15 protein-coding genes and 1 tRNA gene are annotated in these 17,798 nt (G+C 70.4%); 9 read left to right on the plus strand and 7 right to left on the minus strand.

What is annotated here, in order from left to right; all coding sequences use genetic code 11:
• Positions 1 to 9 precede the first annotated feature (9 nt).
• From AC07OC_RS18150 to AC07OC_RS18160, 3 genes are all read left to right on the plus strand, one after another.
• The gene (locus AC07OC_RS18150) at positions 10 to 1,122 is read left to right on the plus strand and encodes an aldose epimerase family protein (protein WP_218339652.1); all 1,113 of its coding nucleotides are present in this window, start codon (positions 10 to 12) and stop codon (positions 1,120 to 1,122) included.
• 76 nt (positions 1,123 to 1,198) lie between these two features.
• Complete coding sequence (locus AC07OC_RS18155; protein WP_218339651.1) at positions 1,199 to 2,188, plus strand: catalase family protein; 990 nt, start codon at positions 1,199 to 1,201, stop codon at positions 2,186 to 2,188.
• A gap of 204 nt (positions 2,189 to 2,392) precedes the next feature.
• Positions 2,393 to 3,916 (plus strand): DegQ family serine endoprotease, encoded by a 1,524-nt coding sequence (locus AC07OC_RS18160; RefSeq protein WP_218339650.1) that lies wholly within the window; start codon positions 2,393 to 2,395, stop codon positions 3,914 to 3,916.
• Between the two features lie 51 nt (positions 3,917 to 3,967).
• Here the strand turns inward: AC07OC_RS18160 and AC07OC_RS18165 are convergent, their stop codons facing one another.
• Positions 3,968 to 4,996 (minus strand): ABC transporter substrate-binding protein, encoded by a 1,029-nt coding sequence (locus tag AC07OC_RS18165; protein ID WP_218295999.1) that lies wholly within the window; start codon positions 4,994 to 4,996, stop codon positions 3,968 to 3,970.
• A 187-nt stretch (positions 4,997 to 5,183) separates the two neighbouring features.
• Between AC07OC_RS18165 and AC07OC_RS18170 the strand changes: the two genes are divergently transcribed.
• The 3 genes from AC07OC_RS18170 (at position 5,184) to AC07OC_RS18180 (ending at position 8,414) form a co-directional block, all read left to right on the plus strand.
• On the plus strand, positions 5,184 to 5,843 hold the full coding sequence (locus AC07OC_RS18170; protein WP_218295998.1) for a response regulator transcription factor: 660 nt from the start codon (positions 5,184 to 5,186) through the stop codon (positions 5,841 to 5,843).
• Complete coding sequence (locus tag AC07OC_RS18175) at positions 5,840 to 7,225, plus strand: ATP-binding protein (protein WP_218339649.1); 1,386 nt, start codon at positions 5,840 to 5,842, stop codon at positions 7,223 to 7,225. The genes AC07OC_RS18170 and AC07OC_RS18175 overlap by 4 nt, the downstream gene beginning before the upstream one ends.
• A gap of 196 nt (positions 7,226 to 7,421) precedes the next feature.
• Positions 7,422 to 8,414, plus strand: coding sequence for a 2-dehydropantoate 2-reductase (locus AC07OC_RS18180; protein ID WP_218339648.1), 993 nt, complete (start codon positions 7,422 to 7,424; stop codon positions 8,412 to 8,414).
• A 4-nt stretch (positions 8,415 to 8,418) separates the two neighbouring features.
• On the opposite strand, the gene AC07OC_RS18185 is transcribed toward AC07OC_RS18180, so the two are convergent.
• Positions 8,419 to 8,904, minus strand: a complete 486-nt coding sequence (locus tag AC07OC_RS18185; RefSeq protein ID WP_218339647.1) for an Lrp/AsnC family transcriptional regulator — start codon at positions 8,902 to 8,904, stop codon at positions 8,419 to 8,421.
• Positions 8,905 to 8,992: 88 nt separating this feature from the next.
• Between AC07OC_RS18185 and AC07OC_RS18190 the strand changes: the two genes are divergently transcribed.
• A complete protein-coding gene (locus AC07OC_RS18190) occupies positions 8,993 to 9,883 on the plus strand; it encodes an EamA family transporter (protein WP_218295994.1) in 891 nt (296 codons plus the stop codon).
• Positions 9,884 to 10,213: 330 nt separating this feature from the next.
• A complete protein-coding gene (locus AC07OC_RS18195) occupies positions 10,214 to 10,429 on the plus strand; it encodes a hypothetical protein (RefSeq protein ID WP_218295993.1) in 216 nt (71 codons plus the stop codon).
• Between the two features lie 52 nt (positions 10,430 to 10,481).
• On the opposite strand, the gene AC07OC_RS18200 is transcribed toward AC07OC_RS18195, so the two are convergent.
• Positions 10,482 to 11,315: a hypothetical protein gene (locus AC07OC_RS18200; RefSeq protein ID WP_370627770.1), complete on the minus strand. Its 834-nt coding sequence runs from the start codon at positions 11,313 to 11,315 to the stop codon at positions 10,482 to 10,484.
• Between the two features lie 290 nt (positions 11,316 to 11,605).
• On the opposite strand from AC07OC_RS18200, the gene AC07OC_RS18205 reads away from it, so the two are divergent.
• Positions 11,606 to 11,806, plus strand: coding sequence for a hypothetical protein (locus AC07OC_RS18205; protein ID WP_218339646.1), 201 nt, complete (start codon positions 11,606 to 11,608; stop codon positions 11,804 to 11,806).
• A 255-nt stretch (positions 11,807 to 12,061) separates the two neighbouring features.
• Here the strand turns inward: AC07OC_RS18205 and AC07OC_RS18210 are convergent, their stop codons facing one another.
• The 4 genes from AC07OC_RS18210 to AC07OC_RS18225 all read right to left on the minus strand — a co-directional run bounded on the left by AC07OC_RS18210 (position 12,062) and on the right by AC07OC_RS18225 (position 17,788).
• On the minus strand, positions 12,062 to 12,514 hold the full coding sequence (locus AC07OC_RS18210; protein ID WP_218339645.1) for a GFA family protein: 453 nt from the start codon (positions 12,512 to 12,514) through the stop codon (positions 12,062 to 12,064).
• Positions 12,515 to 12,634: 120 nt separating this feature from the next.
• The gene (locus tag AC07OC_RS18215) at positions 12,635 to 12,970 is read right to left on the minus strand and encodes a hypothetical protein (protein WP_218339644.1); all 336 of its coding nucleotides are present in this window, start codon (positions 12,968 to 12,970) and stop codon (positions 12,635 to 12,637) included.
• Between the two features lie 349 nt (positions 12,971 to 13,319).
• A tRNA-Arg gene (locus AC07OC_RS18220) sits at positions 13,320 to 13,394 on the minus strand.
• Positions 13,395 to 13,444: 50 nt separating this feature from the next.
• The gene (locus AC07OC_RS18225) at positions 13,445 to 17,788 is read right to left on the minus strand and encodes a translocation/assembly module TamB domain-containing protein (RefSeq protein ID WP_218339593.1); all 4,344 of its coding nucleotides are present in this window, start codon (positions 17,786 to 17,788) and stop codon (positions 13,445 to 13,447) included.
• Positions 17,789 to 17,798 lie beyond the last annotated feature (10 nt).

Here is a 17,798-nt window from a genome sequence, read left to right on the forward strand (position 1 = left end):
CTTGCGGCCATGGCTTACTCCCTTTCCCGCGAAGCGTTTCAACAAGAGCTCCACGGCCAGCGCACCGACCTGTTCACCCTGCGTGGCGCGGGCGGGCTGCAGGTGGCCGTGAGCAACTACGGCGCCCGCCTGGTGCAGGTGGCGGTGCCCGACGGGCAGGGTGGCCTGGCCGATGTGGCGCTGGGCTACGACAGCCTGCAGGGCTACCTGGACGGCCAGCTCTCCATGGGCGCATTGATCGGGCGCTGGGCCGGGCGTTTGCGCGCAGGCAAGCTGACCCTGCCGGATGGTTCGCTTTTGCAATTGCCCACCAACAGCGGTCCCCACCACCACCATGGCGGGCCACGGGGCAGCCGCTTCCAGGTGTTTGCGGTGGAGGAGGTGCGGGACGATGCGCTCACCCTGGGCCACACCTTTCGCACCGAAGACGACGGTGTGCCGGGCACGGTGCGCCTGCAGCTTCGCTTGCAGGTCACGGCCGACAACGCGCTGCACATGGCCTGGACGGCCGAGGCGCTGTACGCACCCACCGTGCTGAACCTCACCGGGCATGCGTTCTTCAACCTGGCGGGCCGTGGCAGTACCCACGGCCACACCCTGCAGGTGCCCGCCAGCCGCTATGTGCCGCTGGCCGCCGACGTGTGCCCCACGGGCGCGCTGGCTGGCGTGTTGGGCACGCCATTCGACTTCCGCGAGGCCCGCCGCGTGGGCGATGCTGTGGCGGTGCCCAGCGAACAACTGGCCCAGGCCGGCGGGCTGGACCACTACCTGGTGCTGGACGAGCCGGATGCATCCCGTGCGCCGCCCGTGTCATCCATCACCCCGTCGGGCCTTCGGCTGGCCGCGCTGCTGAGCGAGCCCGTCAGCCGCCGTGCGATGGAGGTCTGGAGCACAGCGCCCGGCGTGCAGGTCTATGCGGGCCATGGCCTGAAGGCGGACCCGGCGCGGGACCGGGGCCGTGGCGCGCGGCAGGGCAACTGGCTCTGGCAGCCGGGTGACGGTATCTGCCTGGAACCCATGGAGTACCCCGATGCGCCCAACCACGCCGCCTTTCCCATGCGCTGGTTGGCGCCCGGGGAGGTGGTGCGGGGCGCGATCGTGTACCGGTTTCGCAGCCGCTGAGCGCGGTGGCCGGCGAGGGTCCCGATTTTCGGCAGGTCGCGCTACCATGCCACCTGGCTTTCAACCGAGGTCGCTCATGGATACAACCGTTGCACCCAGCACTGACTGGAAGGAAGTGGTGGCGCCCGACGAAGCCCGGCGCTTTGCCGGGTATGCCCGCCAGTTCGCCGAACTACAGGCGCGCAAGTCGCACAAGTACGGCAATGGCCGTGGCCTGCACCGCAAGCAGCTCACCGCCGCGCGGGGCCAGCTGCAGGTGCTGGGCGATCTGCCTGCGTTTGCGTCCCACGGGCTGTTTGCCCAGCCCGCACAGTACGACGTGCGGGTGCGGCTGAGCAATGGCGGCATGGACAAGACCTCCGACCGCAAGCCCGACATCCGGGGCTTTTCGTTCAGCGTGCTGGGGGTGAAGGGCGATTCCGCCCTGGGCAACGGGCCCGCCAAAAGCCAGGACTTCACGCTCATCAACCAGGAGAAGTTCGCCTTTCCCCAAAGCGGCGAGTTCGTGGACTTTGTGGTGGCTGCCTCGCATGGCGGCGGCGCGCTGATCAAGTTCCTGGTGCAGCGCCACGGGCTGCTGGGGGCCGCCAGGCAGATCGCCAAGACGGTCAAGACCTTCGGCCGGCCCTTCGGGGGCTTTGCCGCCCATGCCGTGCACAGTGCCGCGCCCATCGCGTGTGGGCCCTATGCGGTGCGTGTGCGCCTGCTGCCCCATGCCTCCAACGGCGCGCCGGTCACCCAGGTGCAGGACGATTGGAACGCCGAGTTTTCGGCCCGCCTGCGCCAGCAGGACCTGGTGTGGGACCTGCAACTGCAGCCCTTCGTGGACGAGGCCACCACCCCCATCGAAGATGCCAGCGTGGACTGGCCCACACCCTACACCACCGTGGCCCGGCTGACCCTGCCCCGGCAGGATCCTGCGGCCGACCCCGCGCTGGCCGCCGAGGTGGAGGCCGCCGTGTTCGACCCCTGGCAGGCACTGGCGGCGCACCGGCCGCTGGGCGACGTGATGCGCGCCCGCAAGGTGGTGTACTTCGAGAGCCAGAAGGGGCGCGGGGCGGTGTAGCCTGGGTCGCCCCGAAGCGGCTCGCAAAGCCCGCCGAAGCGGTTCTGGCCGGGCGCCGTGTCGCAGGCAGCACGAGGAGGAGCACCACAACAGGCGGCAACGTTCGACGCGCCGAGCCTGGCGCGTTCCCGGCTCTAAGTTTGGTCTAAGTGTTGGTGCCCACACTGCCCTCCATCGCAACTCCGATGGGAAAGGCACCACACCATGAACACCACGACGCTGACCTCCACCCCCCGCCGCCTCATCCTGGCCCTGGTGGCCGCAGGCGCGGTGGGTGCCACCGGCGCGGGCCTCATCACGGGGCACCAGGCCCGGGCCCTGACCCCCTCCGCGCCCATCGTGGCCCAGACCCCGGCGGCCCCGGGCGGCGCGCTGCCCAGCTTCGCGCAGATCACCGCGCAGAACGGCCCTGCCGTCGTCAACATCAGCGTGACGGGCAGCACCAAGACGGCGATGGCCAATGACGACGAGGACGATGACGAAGGGCAGCCCACAGCGCGCCAGCGCCGGGGCCCGCAGATCGACCCGAACGATCCGTTCTACGAGTTCTTCCGCCAGTTCGGTTTTCCCGGCGGGGGTGCGCAGGGCCAGCCCAACGTGCCCACGCACGGCCAGGGCTCGGGCTTCATCGTGAGCCCCGACGGCCTGGTGCTGACCAACGCCCATGTGGTCAAGGGCGCGAGCGAGGTCATCGTCAAGCTCACCGACCGGCGCGAGTTCCGGGCCAAGGTGCTGGGCTCCGATCCCAAGACCGACGTGGCCGTGCTCAGGATCGACGCCAAGAACCTGCCCACCGTGCGCCTGGGCAGCACGCGCGACCTGCAGGTGGGCGAATGGGTGCTGGCCATCGGCTCGCCCTTCGGCTTCGAGAACAGCGTGACGGCGGGCGTGGTCAGCGCCAAGGGCCGCTCGCTGCCCGACGACAGCCTGGTGCCCTTCATCCAGACCGATGTGGCCGTGAACCCCGGCAACTCGGGCGGGCCGCTGTTCAATGCGCGCGGCGAGGTGGTGGGCATCAACTCGCAGATCTACAGCCGCTCGGGCGGCTACCAGGGCGTGTCCTTCTCCATCCCCATCGAGCTGGCGGCCAAGATCAAGGACCAGATCGTCGCCACCGGCAAGGTGCGCCACGCGCAGCTCGGTGTGGCCGTGCAGGAGGTGAACCAGGCGTTTGCGGAATCGTTCGCGCTCGACAAGCCCGAGGGCGCCCTGGTCGCCAGCGTCAGCAAGGGCAGCCCGGCCGACAAGGCGGGCCTGCAGGCCGGCGACGTGATCCGCCAGGTGGATGGCCAGCCCATCGTGGCCTCGGGCGACCTGCCCGCCTGGGTGGGGCAGGCGCAGCCGGGCCAGCAGGCCAGGCTCTCGGTGTGGCGCCAGGGCAAGCCGCTGGAGCTGACCGCCACGCTGGGTGATTCCAGCGACAAGGCCAGCAAGCAGGCGCGCAACGACGATGCCGTGGGCAAGGGCCAGCTGGGGCTGTCGCTGCGCCCGCTGGACCCGCAGGAGCGCCGCGAGGTGGGTGTGAGCGAGGGCCTGGTGATCGAGCAGGCGCGGGGCCCCGCCGCGGCGGCCGGTGTGCAGCCGGGCGACGTGCTGCTGGCCATCAACGGCGCGCCGGCCCGGAACATCGAGCAGGTGCGCACGGCCATGGCCAAGGCGGGCAAGTCGGTGGCGCTGCTCATCGAGCGCAACGGCGACAAGATCTTCGTGCCGGTGCGCCTGGGGTAAGCCGTGGGGGAGGCCCGCCGTCGGAAAAGATCCTGCGGCGGGCTGCGCGCATCAGCGCGGCAGCGCCTCCACTTCCTTGGTCCAGCGGTCGATCAGGCGCCTGCGCTCTGCGGCCTTGCCGTATTTCTCGAAGTCGTATTTGATGAGCTTGACGTTGTCCAGCGTCGGGATGCGCGGGTCCATCTTGAAGCTCTTGTTGGCGGGCACCTGGTAGCTGCCGACCTGGGCGCCCACGGCCTGGCCTTCGGGGCTCATCAGCCAGTCGTAGTATTTCTTGGCGTTCTCCATGTTGCGCGCGCCTTTCACCAGCGCGATGCCGCCCACCTCGTAGCTGGTGCCTTCGCAAGGCGCCTGGGTCTTGACCGGGTACTTGTCGGCCTTCCACTTCTCGAAGTTGAACATGAAGGTGATGCCCACGCCCACCTCGCCCTTGGCCACGTTGGGTGCCTGCGCCTGGCCGCTGCGGGTGTAGGTGGTGGTGTTCTTGTGCAGCGCCTTGAGGTAGTCGAAGGCCTTCTCCTCGCCCATGAGCTGCACCAGCCCCGCGATCACCGTGTAGGCCGTGCCGCTGGAAGCAGGGTGCGAGATTTCCACTTCGCCCTTGTACTGGGGCTTGATCACATCGGCCCAGCACTGCGGCTCGGGCAGCTTTTTCTTCTTGAGCGTCTCGGTGTTGTAGCCAAAGCCGATGGCCGAGCTGTAGAAGCCCCCCACCTGGTGGCCCGACATCGCGTACTGGCGCACGCTCCAGCCGTGCAGGTCATGCAGGTAGGCCGGGCGGTATTCGGCCAGAAGGCCCTGCTCGGCCGCTTGCAGGAAAGGGTCGCCCGTGCCGCCCCACCAGATGTCGGTCTTGGGGTTGTTGGCCTCGGCGCGCAATTGGGCCGCGATCTCGCCCGTGCCTTTGTGGGCCTGGTTGACCTTGATGCCGGTCTTCCTGGTGAACTCCTTGGCGGCGGCTTCGCACCAGGGGGCGTCGGTGCTGCACAGCGCGTTGACCGCGCCCTGTGCCTGGGCGCCTGCCGACAGCGCGGCCAGCACGGCCGCGGCGGAAATGAACCGAATCTTGTGGAATGCCATCGATCTTGCTCCTTGTTCTCTGTTGGTATGGATCGAACTGAGGGTCGGGCAGTGGGCCCGACGCACGATGATTGTGACAGTGATGTGACAGAAAAACGGCGAACGGGATGCTCCGCATTGCGGTGGGCCGTGGCGCCACCGCTATCCTTTGAGGGGCGATTCCCCTCGATCCATTGAACCCATTGCCATGCGCCTCCTGCTTGTTGAAGACGACCCCATGATCGGCGAAGCCGTGCAGGACCTGCTGCGCGCCGAGCACTACGCCGTGGACTGGGCGCGCGACGGCGATGCGGCCGACACCGCCTTGCGCACCCAGCCCTACGACCTTGTGCTGCTCGACCTGGGCCTGCCCAAGCGCGACGGCCTGGCCGTGCTACGCGACCTGCGGGCCCGCAAGAACCGCACCCCCGTGCTGGTGGCCACCGCGCGCGACGCCGTGGCCCAGCGCATCGAAGGGCTCGACGCCGGGGCCGACGACTACGTGCTCAAGCCCTATGACCTGGACGAGCTGCTCGCCCGCATCCGCGCGCTGCTGCGCCGCGCCGCCGGGCGGGCCGAGCCGGTGTACGAGCACAAGGGCGTGTGCATCAACCCCGCCACGCGCGAGGCCACGGTGCAGGGTGTTCCCGTCGTGCTCTCGGCGCGCGAATGGGCGGTGCTGGAGCCGCTCATCGCCCGGCCCGGCATGGTGCTGTCGCGCCAGCAGCTCGAAGACAAGCTCTACGGCTGGGGCGACGAGGTGAGCAGCAACGCGGTGGAGGTCTACATCCACGGCCTGCGCAAGAAGCTCGGCGCGGAGGTGCTGCTCAACGTGCGCGGCGTCGGCTATCTCGTACCCAAGGCATGACCCGCAAGCTCACCCAGGCCCTCCAGGGGCTGCTTCCCCGATCCTTGCGCATGCGGCTGCTGGTGTTTCTGCTCGCGGCCATCGTGCTGGCCGGGGCGGTGCAGGGCGCGCTGGCCTACCGGGGCGCGCTGGCCGAGGCCGATGCGCTGTTCGATTACCACATGCAGCAGACCGCGCTGGCCCTGCGTTCGGGCCTGCCGGTGGATGCGCAGGGCCTGGGGCCGGGCCTGGACCCCGAGGACGAGAACCACGAATTCATCGTGCAGGTGTGGACCAACGAGGGCCTGCGCATCTTTGAATCGGCCGTGGGCGCGGCCCTGCCGCAGATCGCCGTGCTGGGCTTCACCGACGTGCAGGCGCGCGGCGGCACCTACCGGGTGTTTTCGATGCAGACGCGCTCGCAGGTCATCCAGGTGGCGCAGAACATGGCCGCGCGGCGCGACATGGCCCGCAGCCTGGCGCTGCGCACGCTGGCGCCGCTGGCCATCATGGCGCCGCTGCTGGTGCTGGCCGTGTGGTGGGGCGTGAGCCGCTCGCTGGCCCCAGTGGAGCGCGTGCGCCGGCAGCTGGCCCAGCGGCAGGCCGACGATCTCTCGCCGGTGAACGACGCGCAGCTGCCCGACGAAGTGCAGCCGCTGGTGAGCGAACTCAACCTGCTGTTCGAACGCGTGCAGCGCGCCTTCACCGCCCAGCAGCACTTTGTGGCCGATGCGGCGCACGAGCTGCGCTCGCCCCTGGCCGCGCTGCGCCTGCAGCTGCAGGGCCTGCAGCGCGCGGGCGACGATGTGGCGCGCGCCGCCGCCATCGAACGCCTGTCCGCCGGCATCGACCGTGCCACGCGCCTGGTGGAGCAACTACTCACCCTCGCCCGGCAAGAGGCCGGAACGGCCGCCACCGACCCGGTAGACCTGCGCGCCGTGGCGCAGCTGGCCCTGGCCGACGTGGCCCCCGCCGCCCAGGTGCGCGGCATGGATGTGGGCCTGCTCGATTCCGACGCCGCCACCGTGCCCGGCAACGCCGAGGCCCTGCGCATGCTGGCGCGCAACCTGCTCGACAACGCCATCAAGTACACCCCGCCCGGCGGCCGGGTGGACCTGCAGGTGCGCGCCGACAACGGCCATGCCGTGCTCACGGTGGAAGACAGCGGCCCGGGCATCGCCCCCGAACACCGCGAGCGCGTGATGCAGCGTTTTGTGCGCGAAACCGCCGATGGCGCTCCCGGCAGCGGCCTGGGCCTGGCCATCGTGCAGGCCATCGCGCAAAGCCATGGCGCCACCGTGCAACTGGGGGCCTCGCCGCGCCTGGGCGGCTTGCTGGTGACCGTGCGGTTTGGTGCAGGTCAGCTGGCGGCAAACCCCCTGGTCGCAGGCGCCATGGGTTGATGGTGCTTCAAATTTAATAGCTGTTGGCGCTTGGTGGATAAGCGCTGGAGGCCAAAAACACTCAAAATCTGAAGGCTGGAGGTGTCTGCAGACACCGTCGCCTCTGCGCCAGGCCCCGTGGGCGCGCCGCCGCACAATGCGCAGGCGCCGCACCCACTGTGGCGCCCTGTCTCCCATTGCCCAAGGAAGCACCCGCATGCACTTCATCGTTCTCGGCGCAGGCGCCATTGGCTGTTATGTGGGGGGGCGCCTGGCAGCGCACGGCCAGCCGGTCTGCCTGGTGGGGCGCCCGCATGCGCTGGAGCCCATCGCCCAGCAGGGCTTGAAGGTGACGGACCTGGACGGGTTCGACCGCACCGTGCCCGTGTCTGCGCTGCGGCTGGCCTCCACGCTGGCCGACGCCGCCCCCGGTGCCGACAGCATCATCCTGCTGTGCGTCAAGAGCGGCGCCACCGAGTCCGCCGCGCGCGAACTGGCGGCGGCCTGCGCGCCCGGCACCCCCGTCATCTCGCTGCAGAACGGCGTGGACAACGTGGCCTGCGTGGCGGCGCTGGCCCCCGGCCTGAACGTGCTGGCGGGCATGGTGCCGTACAACGTGGTGCTGCGTGGCGCCCAGGTGCACCGCGCCACCGCGGGGCATCTGCAGCTGCAGCGCGACGCCGCCACCGAGCGCATCGCGCCGGTGTTCGATGCGGCGGGCCTGGCCACCGTGCTGCCCGCCGATATCCGCGCGGTGCAGTGGGGCAAGCTGCTGCTCAACCTGAACAACCCGGTCAATGCGCTGTCGGACCTGCCCTTGCGGCAGGAACTGCTCGACCGCGACTGCCGCCGCGTCTTCGCCGCCCTGCAGACCGAGGCGCTGCGCGTGATGGCGCGCGCGGGCATCACCCCCGCCCAGGTCACCGCCGTGTCGCCCACGCTGCTGCCCCATGTGCTGCGCCTGCCCAACTGGCTGTTCACCCGGCTGGCCAAACGCATGCTGCAGATCGACGCCAAGGCGCGCTCGTCGATGTGGGACGACCTGGAAGCCGGGCGCGTGACCGAGATCGATGCGCTCAGCGGCGCGGTGGTGCGGCTGGCGGCGCAGCATGGGGCACGGGCACCGCTCAACGCGCGCATGTGCGAACTGCTCGGCGGCCCGCGCCAGCGGCTGAGCGGCAAGCAGATGCGGCAGGCGCTGGGGCTGTGACCAGTCAGGCCAGCGCCTTGTCCAGCGGCACCCGCAGTCCCGACTTGAGGCTGCCCAGCGCCACCGAGGTGCGAAAGCGCCGCACATTGTCATCCCCCTCGAACAGCCGCTGCGTCAGGGCCTCGTAGTCCGCCATCGACGCCACGGTGACCACCAGCAGGTAGTCGGCCTCCCCCGTCACGCTGTAGCACTGCTGCACCGCGCCCTCGGCCGCGATGCGCGCGCGCAGCGGGGCGGTGCGGTCGGGGCGCTCGTTCTCCAGGTGCACCTCCAGCACGATGGTCAGCGGCATGCCCACTTTCACCGGGTCGAGCACGGCCACGTTGGCGCGGATGACGCCGCTGTCGTGCAGCCGCCGGATGCGCCGCTGCACGGCGGGCGCCGACAGGTTCACCGCCTGCGCAATCACCCGCTGGGGCGTGGTGTTGTCGGTCTGCAGGATGTCCAGGATCGCGAGGTCGAAGCGGTCGAGCGGGGGCGGGGTGGGCATGGAATCCTCTCAAGCAGCGAGCGAAAGTTGCGTGCACGGCCCGAAATAAGAGAAAAAAGCACGCACGGGTCGAACTATATTTTTACCCATGACCGCGTCGCGCTTTCAACGATTCTTTCCCTTCCTGGCTGTTCTGGGCTCCGTCACCGCCCTGGGCATTGGCACGTCCTGGGCCAAGCAGCTGCTGTTTCCCGCCGTGGGCGCGCAGGGCACGACCGCCTTGCGCGTGGGTTTTTCCGCCGTGCTGGTGCTGCTGCTGTGGCGGCCGTGGCGCTGGCGGCTGTCGCGCGCGGATGCCGCAGCCCTTGCCTGCTATGGCGCGGCGCTCGGGGGGATGAACCTGATGTTCTACATGTCGCTGCGCACGCTGCCGTTTGGCCTGGCCGTGGCCATCGAATTCTCGGGGCCCCTGGCGGTGGCCATCTGGTCGTCGCGCCGCGCGGTGGATTTCGTGTGGGTGGCCCTGGCGATGGCCGGGCTGGGCATGCTGCTGCCGCTGGGGCTCAACGGCAGCACGCTGGACCCGGTGGGGGTGCTGTATGCCCTGGGCGCGGCCGTGTTCTGGGCGCTGTACATCGTGTTCGGCAAGCGCGCCGGGCACCTGCACGCGGGGCATTCGGTATCGCTGGGTCTTCTGGTGGCGGCGCTGGTGGTGGTGCCGGTGGGCGTGGCGCATGCGGGCGCTGCGCTGCTGTCGCCGGCCTTGCTGCTCATCGGGGTGGCGGTGGCGGCGGTCTCCAGCGCCATTCCGATCTCGCTGGAGATGATGGCGCTCAAGCGCCTGCCCAAGGAGGCTTTCGGCATCATGATCAGCATGGAGCCCGCCGTGGCCGCCGTGCTGGCCGTGGGCCTGCTGGACGAGCACCTGAGCCTGCTGCAATGGCTGGCCATCGGCTGCATCGTGGCGGCGTCGATGGGAAGCGCGTTCACGGCGGGGCGGTCCGCCGCACCGGGGCACGCCGCGCCGCATCCGGCCTGACACGGCGGGCGATGCCCGCCGCGACGGTTCCGTCGCGGACAGGCTCCAGTCTGGCGGGCGCGGCCCCTCTCTCCGATCCCTTGCCCACCCGATGGCGGCCCGGCGCGGGCGATGCCTGGGTTGTGCTACCGCGATTCCCACACCCGAACCTCGCGGCGGCCTACGTCATCGCGCCGCCGCCTTTTCTACCGTGGAAGCCATGGAGGGATGGCACGCTGGCATCCCCGATGCCCGCCCGGGCGCGGCCCCGCGCCGGGGGCAGGAGCGGTGGCCGTCCGCTGGACGCTGCACCGATCGATATACCCACCACAGCCCCTACAGGAGTCGCCCATGCGCATTCCCCCGCTGCCCCAATCCGAAGTCGACGAGGCTGAACGCAAGGTCAGCGCCATCCTGGAAGACCTCGAAGAAACCACCGATTCCGATGTCAAGGACATCGACCTGGAAGACGTCGTGGAAACCGATACCGCCAGCGGCAAACCCGCCGTGCACCAGACCGTGGACATCACCGTCCAGCCGCGTGCCCGGCGCAAGTGGCTCAAATGACGACCACGCCCCAGGAGATGGGTGGCCTGCGGTGGGCCTGCCTGCCCGCCGGTCACCCGGTGGCCGAACCCCGGCCTTCGCGCCACTGCAGCACACGCGCCACCAGTTCGGCATAGCCGGGCTCGGCGTGCGCCAGCAAGGGCAAGCCCGTCTCTCGCACCGCGTGCCCGACTGCCGGGGCCCACTGCGGGGTTCCAGGTTCTGCCTGGCTGCGGGCCATCTTTGCCAGCACCAGTTCCTGGCCCCAGAAGTACACCTGCTGCGCGTGCACGTTCGATTGCATGCGCTGCACATCCGCCAGGGCCTGGGGTTCGGCCAGCCCGAGCCAGATGTCGGCATACAGAAAATCGACGGGCGCGCCCTGGGGTTGCCATTGCAGCGCATCGGACTGAACCAGTGCCACCTTGCGCGCGGCGGCATCGGGCAGCCCCTCCAGCACACGGCACAGGCCAAACAGCTGCAGCACGTCCTGGTCCCGCTCGACCACCGTCACGCGGTCCACCGCCGGCTGCAGCGCCATGTTGGCCGCAACCCAGCCCATGCCCAGCCCCATCACGACGACGTGGCCGCGGACATGGCGCAAGGGCAGCTCCTGGCTTTCGATTTCCATGGGCGAGAGCGACATCCAGGTGTCCCACCCGCCCTCGTCGTTCTCGCGCATCAGCACGGCTGAACCCGAGGCGACACACGGGCCGCTGTGGTAGCCGCAGTCCAGCCCGACGCCGCCACGCCTGATCCGCCAGGGGCCCACGGCACCATCAGGGTAGTGCGGCGTGTGCCAGGGCGATGTGAAGACGGGCAACCCGAGCGCTTGCGCCAGCACGCTGGCGGAAGGCTCTGAAAAGGAAGCGGCGGGCAGAGGAGGGGATGGTGGCGGTGTGGACACGCGGCTATCTTAGAGGACGCCTTCGTGGCCGGAAGCAGGGCGCGGTGGTCCAAGATCGGCCCCCGCCCGGACGTCTTTCACGCCTGGGGCCGTGCCTTGGTTGCGAGTGTCCGGGTTCAAATGCGCGCGATGGGCCGGGTCGAGCACGGCATCCGGCCTGGCGCGTGGTGCTTTCAGCTACGGCTCTCCCATCGGAGTGCATCCTCTGGCGGGCTTGGTTTGTGGCCCGCCTCCTACGGCAGCAGGCCACGGTACGGCGCCCAATGGGCTTTCTGCCCAAGGAGCGCACCATGGCCACAGACCCCAACGAACACCCCGCCCACCGAGTCCCCGAGGAATTTCCTCTGCCCCCGGGCGATCTGCCGCCCAGCACCGAACCGCCGACCCTGCCACCACAACCGCAGCTGCCCGATGGCTCCGGTCCAGATCCCTACCAGGGCGAAGTTGAGAACGAGGACGATGACCCGGTCGGCAAGCCGCCGAGGATGTGAGCCGATAGCCGCCCTGGCGCTCCGCCTGAGCGAGGGGGCCGGCTCCACCAAGCCTGCGCAGCCCTGACGGCGCTTGTATCTCGGCAACCAGGGCACATGCCTCTCTTCGGGCGACTGTGACGCTGGGTGTGGGCGACGCCATGCGTACGGTGAGGCCTAAAGCAATCTTGCACCGTAGACCGCGGCAGGGAGCGGCCCCGCTCTCGAAGAATGGCGGGCTGTCAGCTGCCAGGCGGCTGATGCAGGGGCAGGCCTTCAGCTGTGGTGATCGGCGTTGGCGCGGTAAGTGATCCAGCCCGCGGTGGTCGGCACGCCGCCCGGACGATCTTTTGGATGGCTGCGACCTTCCAGCACAGGCACCTCGTCAAAGTCGAACGGGCTGAGCCCATCGATGCAGGCGACGTTCACACCATACTGCGTGGGCACGGAACGCCGGGAGTGAAAGGTGTATATCCCGCACACGGAGCAGAAATAGTGCTTGGCCTGTCCGGTGTTGAATTGATAGAGCGTCAGTTTGTCCTCACCCGCATGCACATGAACGTCATCCAGGTTGACAGAGACTGCTACCGCGCCCCGCATGCCGCAATACGAGCAGTTGCACCGGCGCGCGCTGCGCAATCCATCGGTCAACAGCAGAGTGAACTTCACGGCGCCGCAATGGCAACTGGCGTGAAGCTCTTTGCGGCCGTCGAAATCAGCTGGGGTCAAAATCGCCTCCACTAACGAATCAGCACATGAACAGATGAGCCATCCGGATCGACTGGCGCAACGCCAGGTCCGCTCCTGGCCGGATTCTGCCCGATGACGAACGGTGCGGCGCCCGCGTGCCTAGGTTCGAGCTGGCGGCATCTGGTCGAAAGCCGAGAGCGGCATTTCCGTCCCGTCATGAGCGACCACCACGCCTGCCGTGGAATCGGAAATCTCAATCGGACGGCTCCAGAACTCGGTCTTGGGAGGTGGCTCCTTCCGATTCTGGTCCGCAACGGCGCCATAGCATCGGGTGATGTACAAGTCCTCTGCCTGCTGGGCTGTCAGGATGATCTTCTGGGGGTACTTGTTTTCGTGGTCACGCCAGTGGGTGCGGAACGCGTTCGAGAGGCGGCGGAATACATCCAGCATGCCTGGGCGATAAGGGGGGAGGTCAACAATGTTCTGGGCTGCCATGGGTTCGATTTTGCCCATGAAACCCGGAAGAAAAAAAAGCCCGCACTCAGCGGGCTTTAACTTGCTCAAGGCAAGGAGGGGAGGGTTGTCGCAGAGGAGGGCGACGGAGCAATCGTACGGGGGCTGACGGCCTGCTTTTGTCAGACAACGCCGCATGAATCCATGGCGGGCTGGGGGAAGGAGCGCCGTCTCAATGCCCGTAGGCGCGGGGCCAGCCAAGCGGCGAGGGCAGGCGCAAGCGGGCTGCAGCGGTGGGAGGTTACGGGGCGATCACCCTGCCGTACCGTGCTCCCACAATGTCCCCGGGAACGGATCGTTGGGTGTAAGTCGTTGATTCGTAAAGGGCTCGTGGTCCCCTCGACAGGAATCGAACCTGTATCTAGCGCTTAGGAGGCACTCGTTCTATCCATTGAACTACGAGGAGGCAGCCGCGCATTGTAGTGGGGCCGCGCGTGCCTTCCCGGAGGTGGGGCCTCAGTCGTACTTCACCGTGTAGATGATGTCCACCGCGCTCTTCTCGCCGGTCTGCCCGCGCAGCGTGAGGCGGCGCGAGAGGTCGTAGAAGATGTACAGCGTGCCCAGCGTGCCCGACAGGCTGCGTTCGTAGGTCACGTACAGGTCCTTGGACAGGCGCTTGCCGAAGGTGAGGGCGGCGGCGCTGGCGTCTTCGCCGGAGCCGGGGCCCTTGAAGCCGATCTCGTCCAGGCCGACCCGGCTGGCCATGTTGGCCGCCGTGTTGTTGTTACCGCCCCTCCCCAGCAGCGCCAGCGCGGCCTGCTGCAGCACGGCGGCCTCGGCGCCGCCCGCGGCTGCGTTGCGGCCCAGCACCACCCACGAGAGTTTTTCCGCGTCGGGCAGTTCGGGGTCGGAATACAGGCGCACGCGGGGGGCCTGGGCGCTGCCCGTGACCTGCACGCCCGCGCGCACGCTGATGTTGGGGCGCAGCGCGAGGATGTCCAGCGACGGGTTGTTGTATGGGCCGTTGAAGCGGATGAGCCCGGTTTCTACGTCCAGCATCTGTCCCCAGGCCCGGTAGCGGCCTTCCTCGGTGCGCACCTCGCCCGTCACGCGGGGTGGGGCGCCGGGCACGGCGCTGCTGCGGATGTCCACCTCGCCCGTCAGCCGGGTGGTGATGCCATGGCCGCTCAGCGCGAAGTCGCGGCCCAGGTTGAGGGTGACCGCGATGTCGGGCGGCTTGGCGGTTTCTGCCTGCGCCGCCACCTGGCTGGCCTTCGCGGCGGCCTGCGCCCTGGCCTGGTCCTCGCGGTCCTTGGCGGCCGAGCGCACGACGACGTCCGAGCCCAGGCTGGGGGCGTTTTCGTCGGGCAGGATGATGGTGGCCCGGTCGGTGGTGAGCTTGCCGCGCAGGCTGATCTGGCCCTGCTGCAGCTGGGCCTGCAGCTGGCCCGACACGCTGATCTGCCGGTCTGCGCGCACGAGCACCTGCAGGGCCTTGGCCTCCGCCTGAAATCCCATGGCAATGCCCGAGAGGCCGTTGGCGGCATCGCCCCAGGTGATGCGGCCGGTGCCGGTGAGGGTGCCGCCGTCCTGCGGCGCGGCCGTGCGGTTGCCGCTGAAGCCCGCGATGCGCGCGCCGCTGCCGCGCCCGCCCTGCAGGCGGAACTCGGTGATGTCGAGCTGGTTGCCTTGCAGCGTGGCACGCAGGCGGCCGCCCTGCAGGTCCACGCCGTCCACGGCGGACCGCACCGCCAGGTCGTCCGCGCCCAGGGTTCCCGACCAGCGCGGCGCGTTGCGGGTGCCCGAGAGGGTGGCGCTCGCGTCCAGCGTGCCGCGCACGCGCCAGCCGGGCGGGGCCAGGGCCGACCACACGCCCACGTCGGGCAGGCGCGCGCGCAGCGTGCCAGCCAGTGGCGCATCCGGTGCCCAGGCAAGGCTTGCGGTGCCGGTGCGCTGTGGTGCGTCTGCCGCGCCCGGCCGAGCGGGTGCGGGGGGCGAGGCGGCCGCGGGCCCCGCGAGTGACAGGCGGGTGTTCACGCTGGCGTCGATCTCTCCGGCGCGCTCGCTCATCCACCGCACACGCGCCCGCAGGGCTTCGCCCTCCAGATCGAGGGTGGCCTCGGCCTCGCGCACACCCGCTGCCGTGCCCGCTCCCGCCGGTGCTGCCGAGGCCTCGGTGGCGATCGCGGTGGCGGCGCCCGCGCCCTTGCCCTGGCCGCTGCTCTGCACGGCCGTCACGGCGGTGGGGTCTCCGGCCAGGATGCGCAGGTCGCCGCTGGCCCGGCGCAGGCTGGCGCTGGCGCGCGGGTTGGCCGTGGTGGTGTCCACGTTCCACTGGCCGTCCAGCACGATGCTGCTGGCCAGGCCCATGCGGGCCAGCAGGGGCTGGGCCGGGCGGCCCGCGGCGGCAGGGGTGTCCCCCGCGCCCAGCGCGTCGACCCAGGCCATGGGCAGGCCTTGCAGCGTGCCCTGGGTCTGCACCCGCAGCGCGGGCCCGGAGGCCACGCGCACGGGCTGCCAGCGCAGGACCACGGTGCCCGGCAGCGGGCCGTTCAGGCGGGCCTGGCCTGCGGAGGTTTCCACCGACAACGGGGCGGTGCCCGGGGTTCGTGCGGTGATGTGCAGTGGTTCGGACAGCTGCAGGGTCCATGGCCCGGGGAGCTGTGTGTCCTGTGCCTGCAGGCGCATCTCGCCGACCTGTACCTGCCACTGCGCGGGGGCGGCCAGCCCGCCGGTCAGGCGGGTCTGCAGTGCAACGCGGTGGGCCTGTGCGCTCTGGGGTGCATCCATGCGGGCCTCTCCTTGCAGCGACAGCGCGGCCTGTGCGATGGTGCCGGAAAGCTCGGCCTTCACGGCGCGCAGCTGTACCGCGGTGGCGCCCCGGCCGGTACCTGGGGCGGGCGGCAGCGACAGTTCCATGTGCGCGGTGCCAAGGGTGGCCTGCAGCTCGAAGGTGTCCTTGCCCGCTGGCGGCGCACTGCCGCCGCCGGCCGCCTGCAGCTGGCGCACCAGCGTCTGCCAGCCACCTTTCCAGCGGGCGGTGAGCTGTCCCGCGCCCTTGGCGGAGATGCCCTGCATGGCGCCTTGCAGCGTGCCGCCCGCCAGCGGCAGGCTGGCCAGCCAGCGCTGGGTGGTGTCGATGTCGCTCCACTGCACCTGCAGGTCGCCGCCACCGGCGAGCGGCGCGGCATGGCCCTGGGCACGGGCGGTGGCGCCGGGCACTGTCAGCACCATCTGGCCCTGCACGGAAGGCGGCCCGCCGAGCGCGATGCGCAGGTCGGTGGCCTCGGCGCGCGCCTGCAGGGCGTCGAGCAGCAGGCGTTCGAGCCGCAACGTGCCGCCAGTGCCGGCCTGCGGGGGCGGGGCGGGCTGCCAGTGGCCTTGCGCGGTGAAGGTGTTGATGCGCAGGGCGGAAGCCCGGCCGCCCGCCGCCCGGCTGCCCGCCGCGGCGGCGCGGATGTCCGCCGTGAAGCGCACGGTGTCGCCCTGCGCCGTCTGCGCGCTGAGGCGGCCTGCCAAAGGGGCGGCCGCGAAGGCGGTGTGCAGTGCATCGGGGCGCAGGTTGCGCACCTGGGCCTCGCCTTCCATCGCGTGGGTGGCCGGGGTGTAGTGGCCCTGCAGCGTCACCGTGCCATCGCCGGCCGAGGCCGTGGCGGCAGGCACGGTCCAGCGGGTGCCGTCATAGCGGGCATCGGCCCGCAGGGCCGTCAAGGGCAGGCGGGCCTGGTCCCAGGGGCCTGGGAGCTCGTTGCGTAGCTGCGCTTGCACCGACCAGTGGGTGCCGCCGCCTGCCGGTCCTGGCCCCGCCTGCACGGTGCCGTGCAACTGGGTCGCCGGCGCCTGGGGCCAGAGCGTCGCGAGGTCGATGGCGTGCAGCGTGGCGCTGGCCGCCTGCAGGGGCTGGGTCGCCCAGGGCGCGAGCGTGGCCTGCACATCGGCCTGCATGGGTTGCGCTGGGGCGGGGGCGGGCGCCTTGGTGGACGGCGCTGGAGCCCGGGGCCCCCGCGTGCCCGGGGCTGGCGCGGGCGTGGAGGTGCCGGGGGAGGGGCTTACACGCGCTTGCAATTGCAATCGCGCCGCAGCGGTGGCCAATGTGCCCTGCAGCGTGGCGTGCGCCTGCACCTGCATGGCGGGTTCGCCGCCAGGCACGGCGGTGTGCACGGTGCCATCCACGCTGGCATCCAGTGCCATGGGGGCCTGTGCGCCCAGGGTGGCCCGCGCGCTGTAGCGGCCCTGGGCCAGCTCCACGCTGTCGATGTTCAGGCGGTGCTCGCGGCCGTCAAACCGGTAGTCGCCCGCCAGGCCCAGCGCTTGCACGGCGGGCGATCCGGCCCATTGCAACTGGTCGACACGAAACGGCACGCCGATGTGCAGCGGCAGCACAAGCTGCGTGAGGGGTGTGGCGGGTTCGGCATCGGGCTGGCTGCCCTGCGGCGTGATCTGCACGCGCGCGGCATGCACTTCGCCCAGTTCCAGCCGCCGCTGCAGCAGGGGGGCCAGCTGCCAGCCCAGGCGGATGTCGGTGACCTCGACGGCCAGGGCCGGGCTGCTCCAGCGCAGCCAGCCGATGTGCCCGCCCTGGCGCAGCGATCCGGTGACCTCGCGGCTTTCCAGCTGCTGGCCGGCCGGCAGGTAGCGGGCCGCCCGCGCGAGCGCCGTGGCCAGCGAGGTGCCGCTGCCCGTCCACCACCACACCGCCGCCACGGCGGCGATCATCAACGCCACCAGGGCCACCAGAAGCCAGCCCGCGGCCCGCGCGGCGCGGCGCGCGCGCCGGGCTGGCGGGCGCGGCCCGGAAGACGACGCCCCGGCGCTGAAGTCCGAGGAGCGGGCGTGGGGCTTGGGGGTGTCGGGGTGCATCCGCTTGGCC

This window comes from Acidovorax sp. GW821-FHT10E04, assembly GCF_059415185.1.

What these genes read in the sequence shown, in the direction of transcription:
- AC07OC_RS18155 (WP_218339651.1), top strand. Translation starts at nt 1,199, where the DNA reads ATGGATACAACCGTTGCACCCAGCACTGACTGGAAGGAAGTGGTGGCG.
- AC07OC_RS18225 (WP_218339593.1), bottom strand. Translation starts at nt 17,788, where the DNA reads ATGCACCCCGACACCCCCAAGCCCCACGCCCGCTCCTCGGACTTCAGC.
- AC07OC_RS18185 (WP_218339647.1), bottom strand. Translation starts at nt 8,904, where the DNA reads ATGCCCACCCCGCCCCCGCTCGACCGCTTCGACCTCGCGATCCTGGAC.
- AC07OC_RS18195 (WP_218295993.1), top strand. Translation starts at nt 10,214, where the DNA reads ATGCGCATTCCCCCGCTGCCCCAATCCGAAGTCGACGAGGCTGAACGC.
- AC07OC_RS18175 (WP_218339649.1), top strand. Translation starts at nt 5,840, where the DNA reads ATGACCCGCAAGCTCACCCAGGCCCTCCAGGGGCTGCTTCCCCGATCC.
- AC07OC_RS18170 (WP_218295998.1), top strand. Translation starts at nt 5,184, where the DNA reads ATGCGCCTCCTGCTTGTTGAAGACGACCCCATGATCGGCGAAGCCGTG.
- AC07OC_RS18180 (WP_218339648.1), top strand. Translation starts at nt 7,422, where the DNA reads ATGCACTTCATCGTTCTCGGCGCAGGCGCCATTGGCTGTTATGTGGGG.
- AC07OC_RS18165 (WP_218295999.1), bottom strand. Translation starts at nt 4,996, where the DNA reads ATGGCATTCCACAAGATTCGGTTCATTTCCGCCGCGGCCGTGCTGGCC.
- AC07OC_RS18160 (WP_218339650.1), top strand. Translation starts at nt 2,393, where the DNA reads ATGAACACCACGACGCTGACCTCCACCCCCCGCCGCCTCATCCTGGCC.
- AC07OC_RS18190 (WP_218295994.1), top strand. Translation starts at nt 8,993, where the DNA reads ATGACCGCGTCGCGCTTTCAACGATTCTTTCCCTTCCTGGCTGTTCTG.
- AC07OC_RS18205 (WP_218339646.1), top strand. Translation starts at nt 11,606, where the DNA reads ATGGCCACAGACCCCAACGAACACCCCGCCCACCGAGTCCCCGAGGAA.
- AC07OC_RS18215 (WP_218339644.1), bottom strand. Translation starts at nt 12,970, where the DNA reads ATGGCAGCCCAGAACATTGTTGACCTCCCCCCTTATCGCCCAGGCATG.
- AC07OC_RS18150 (WP_218339652.1), top strand. Translation starts at nt 10, where the DNA reads ATGGCTTACTCCCTTTCCCGCGAAGCGTTTCAACAAGAGCTCCACGGC.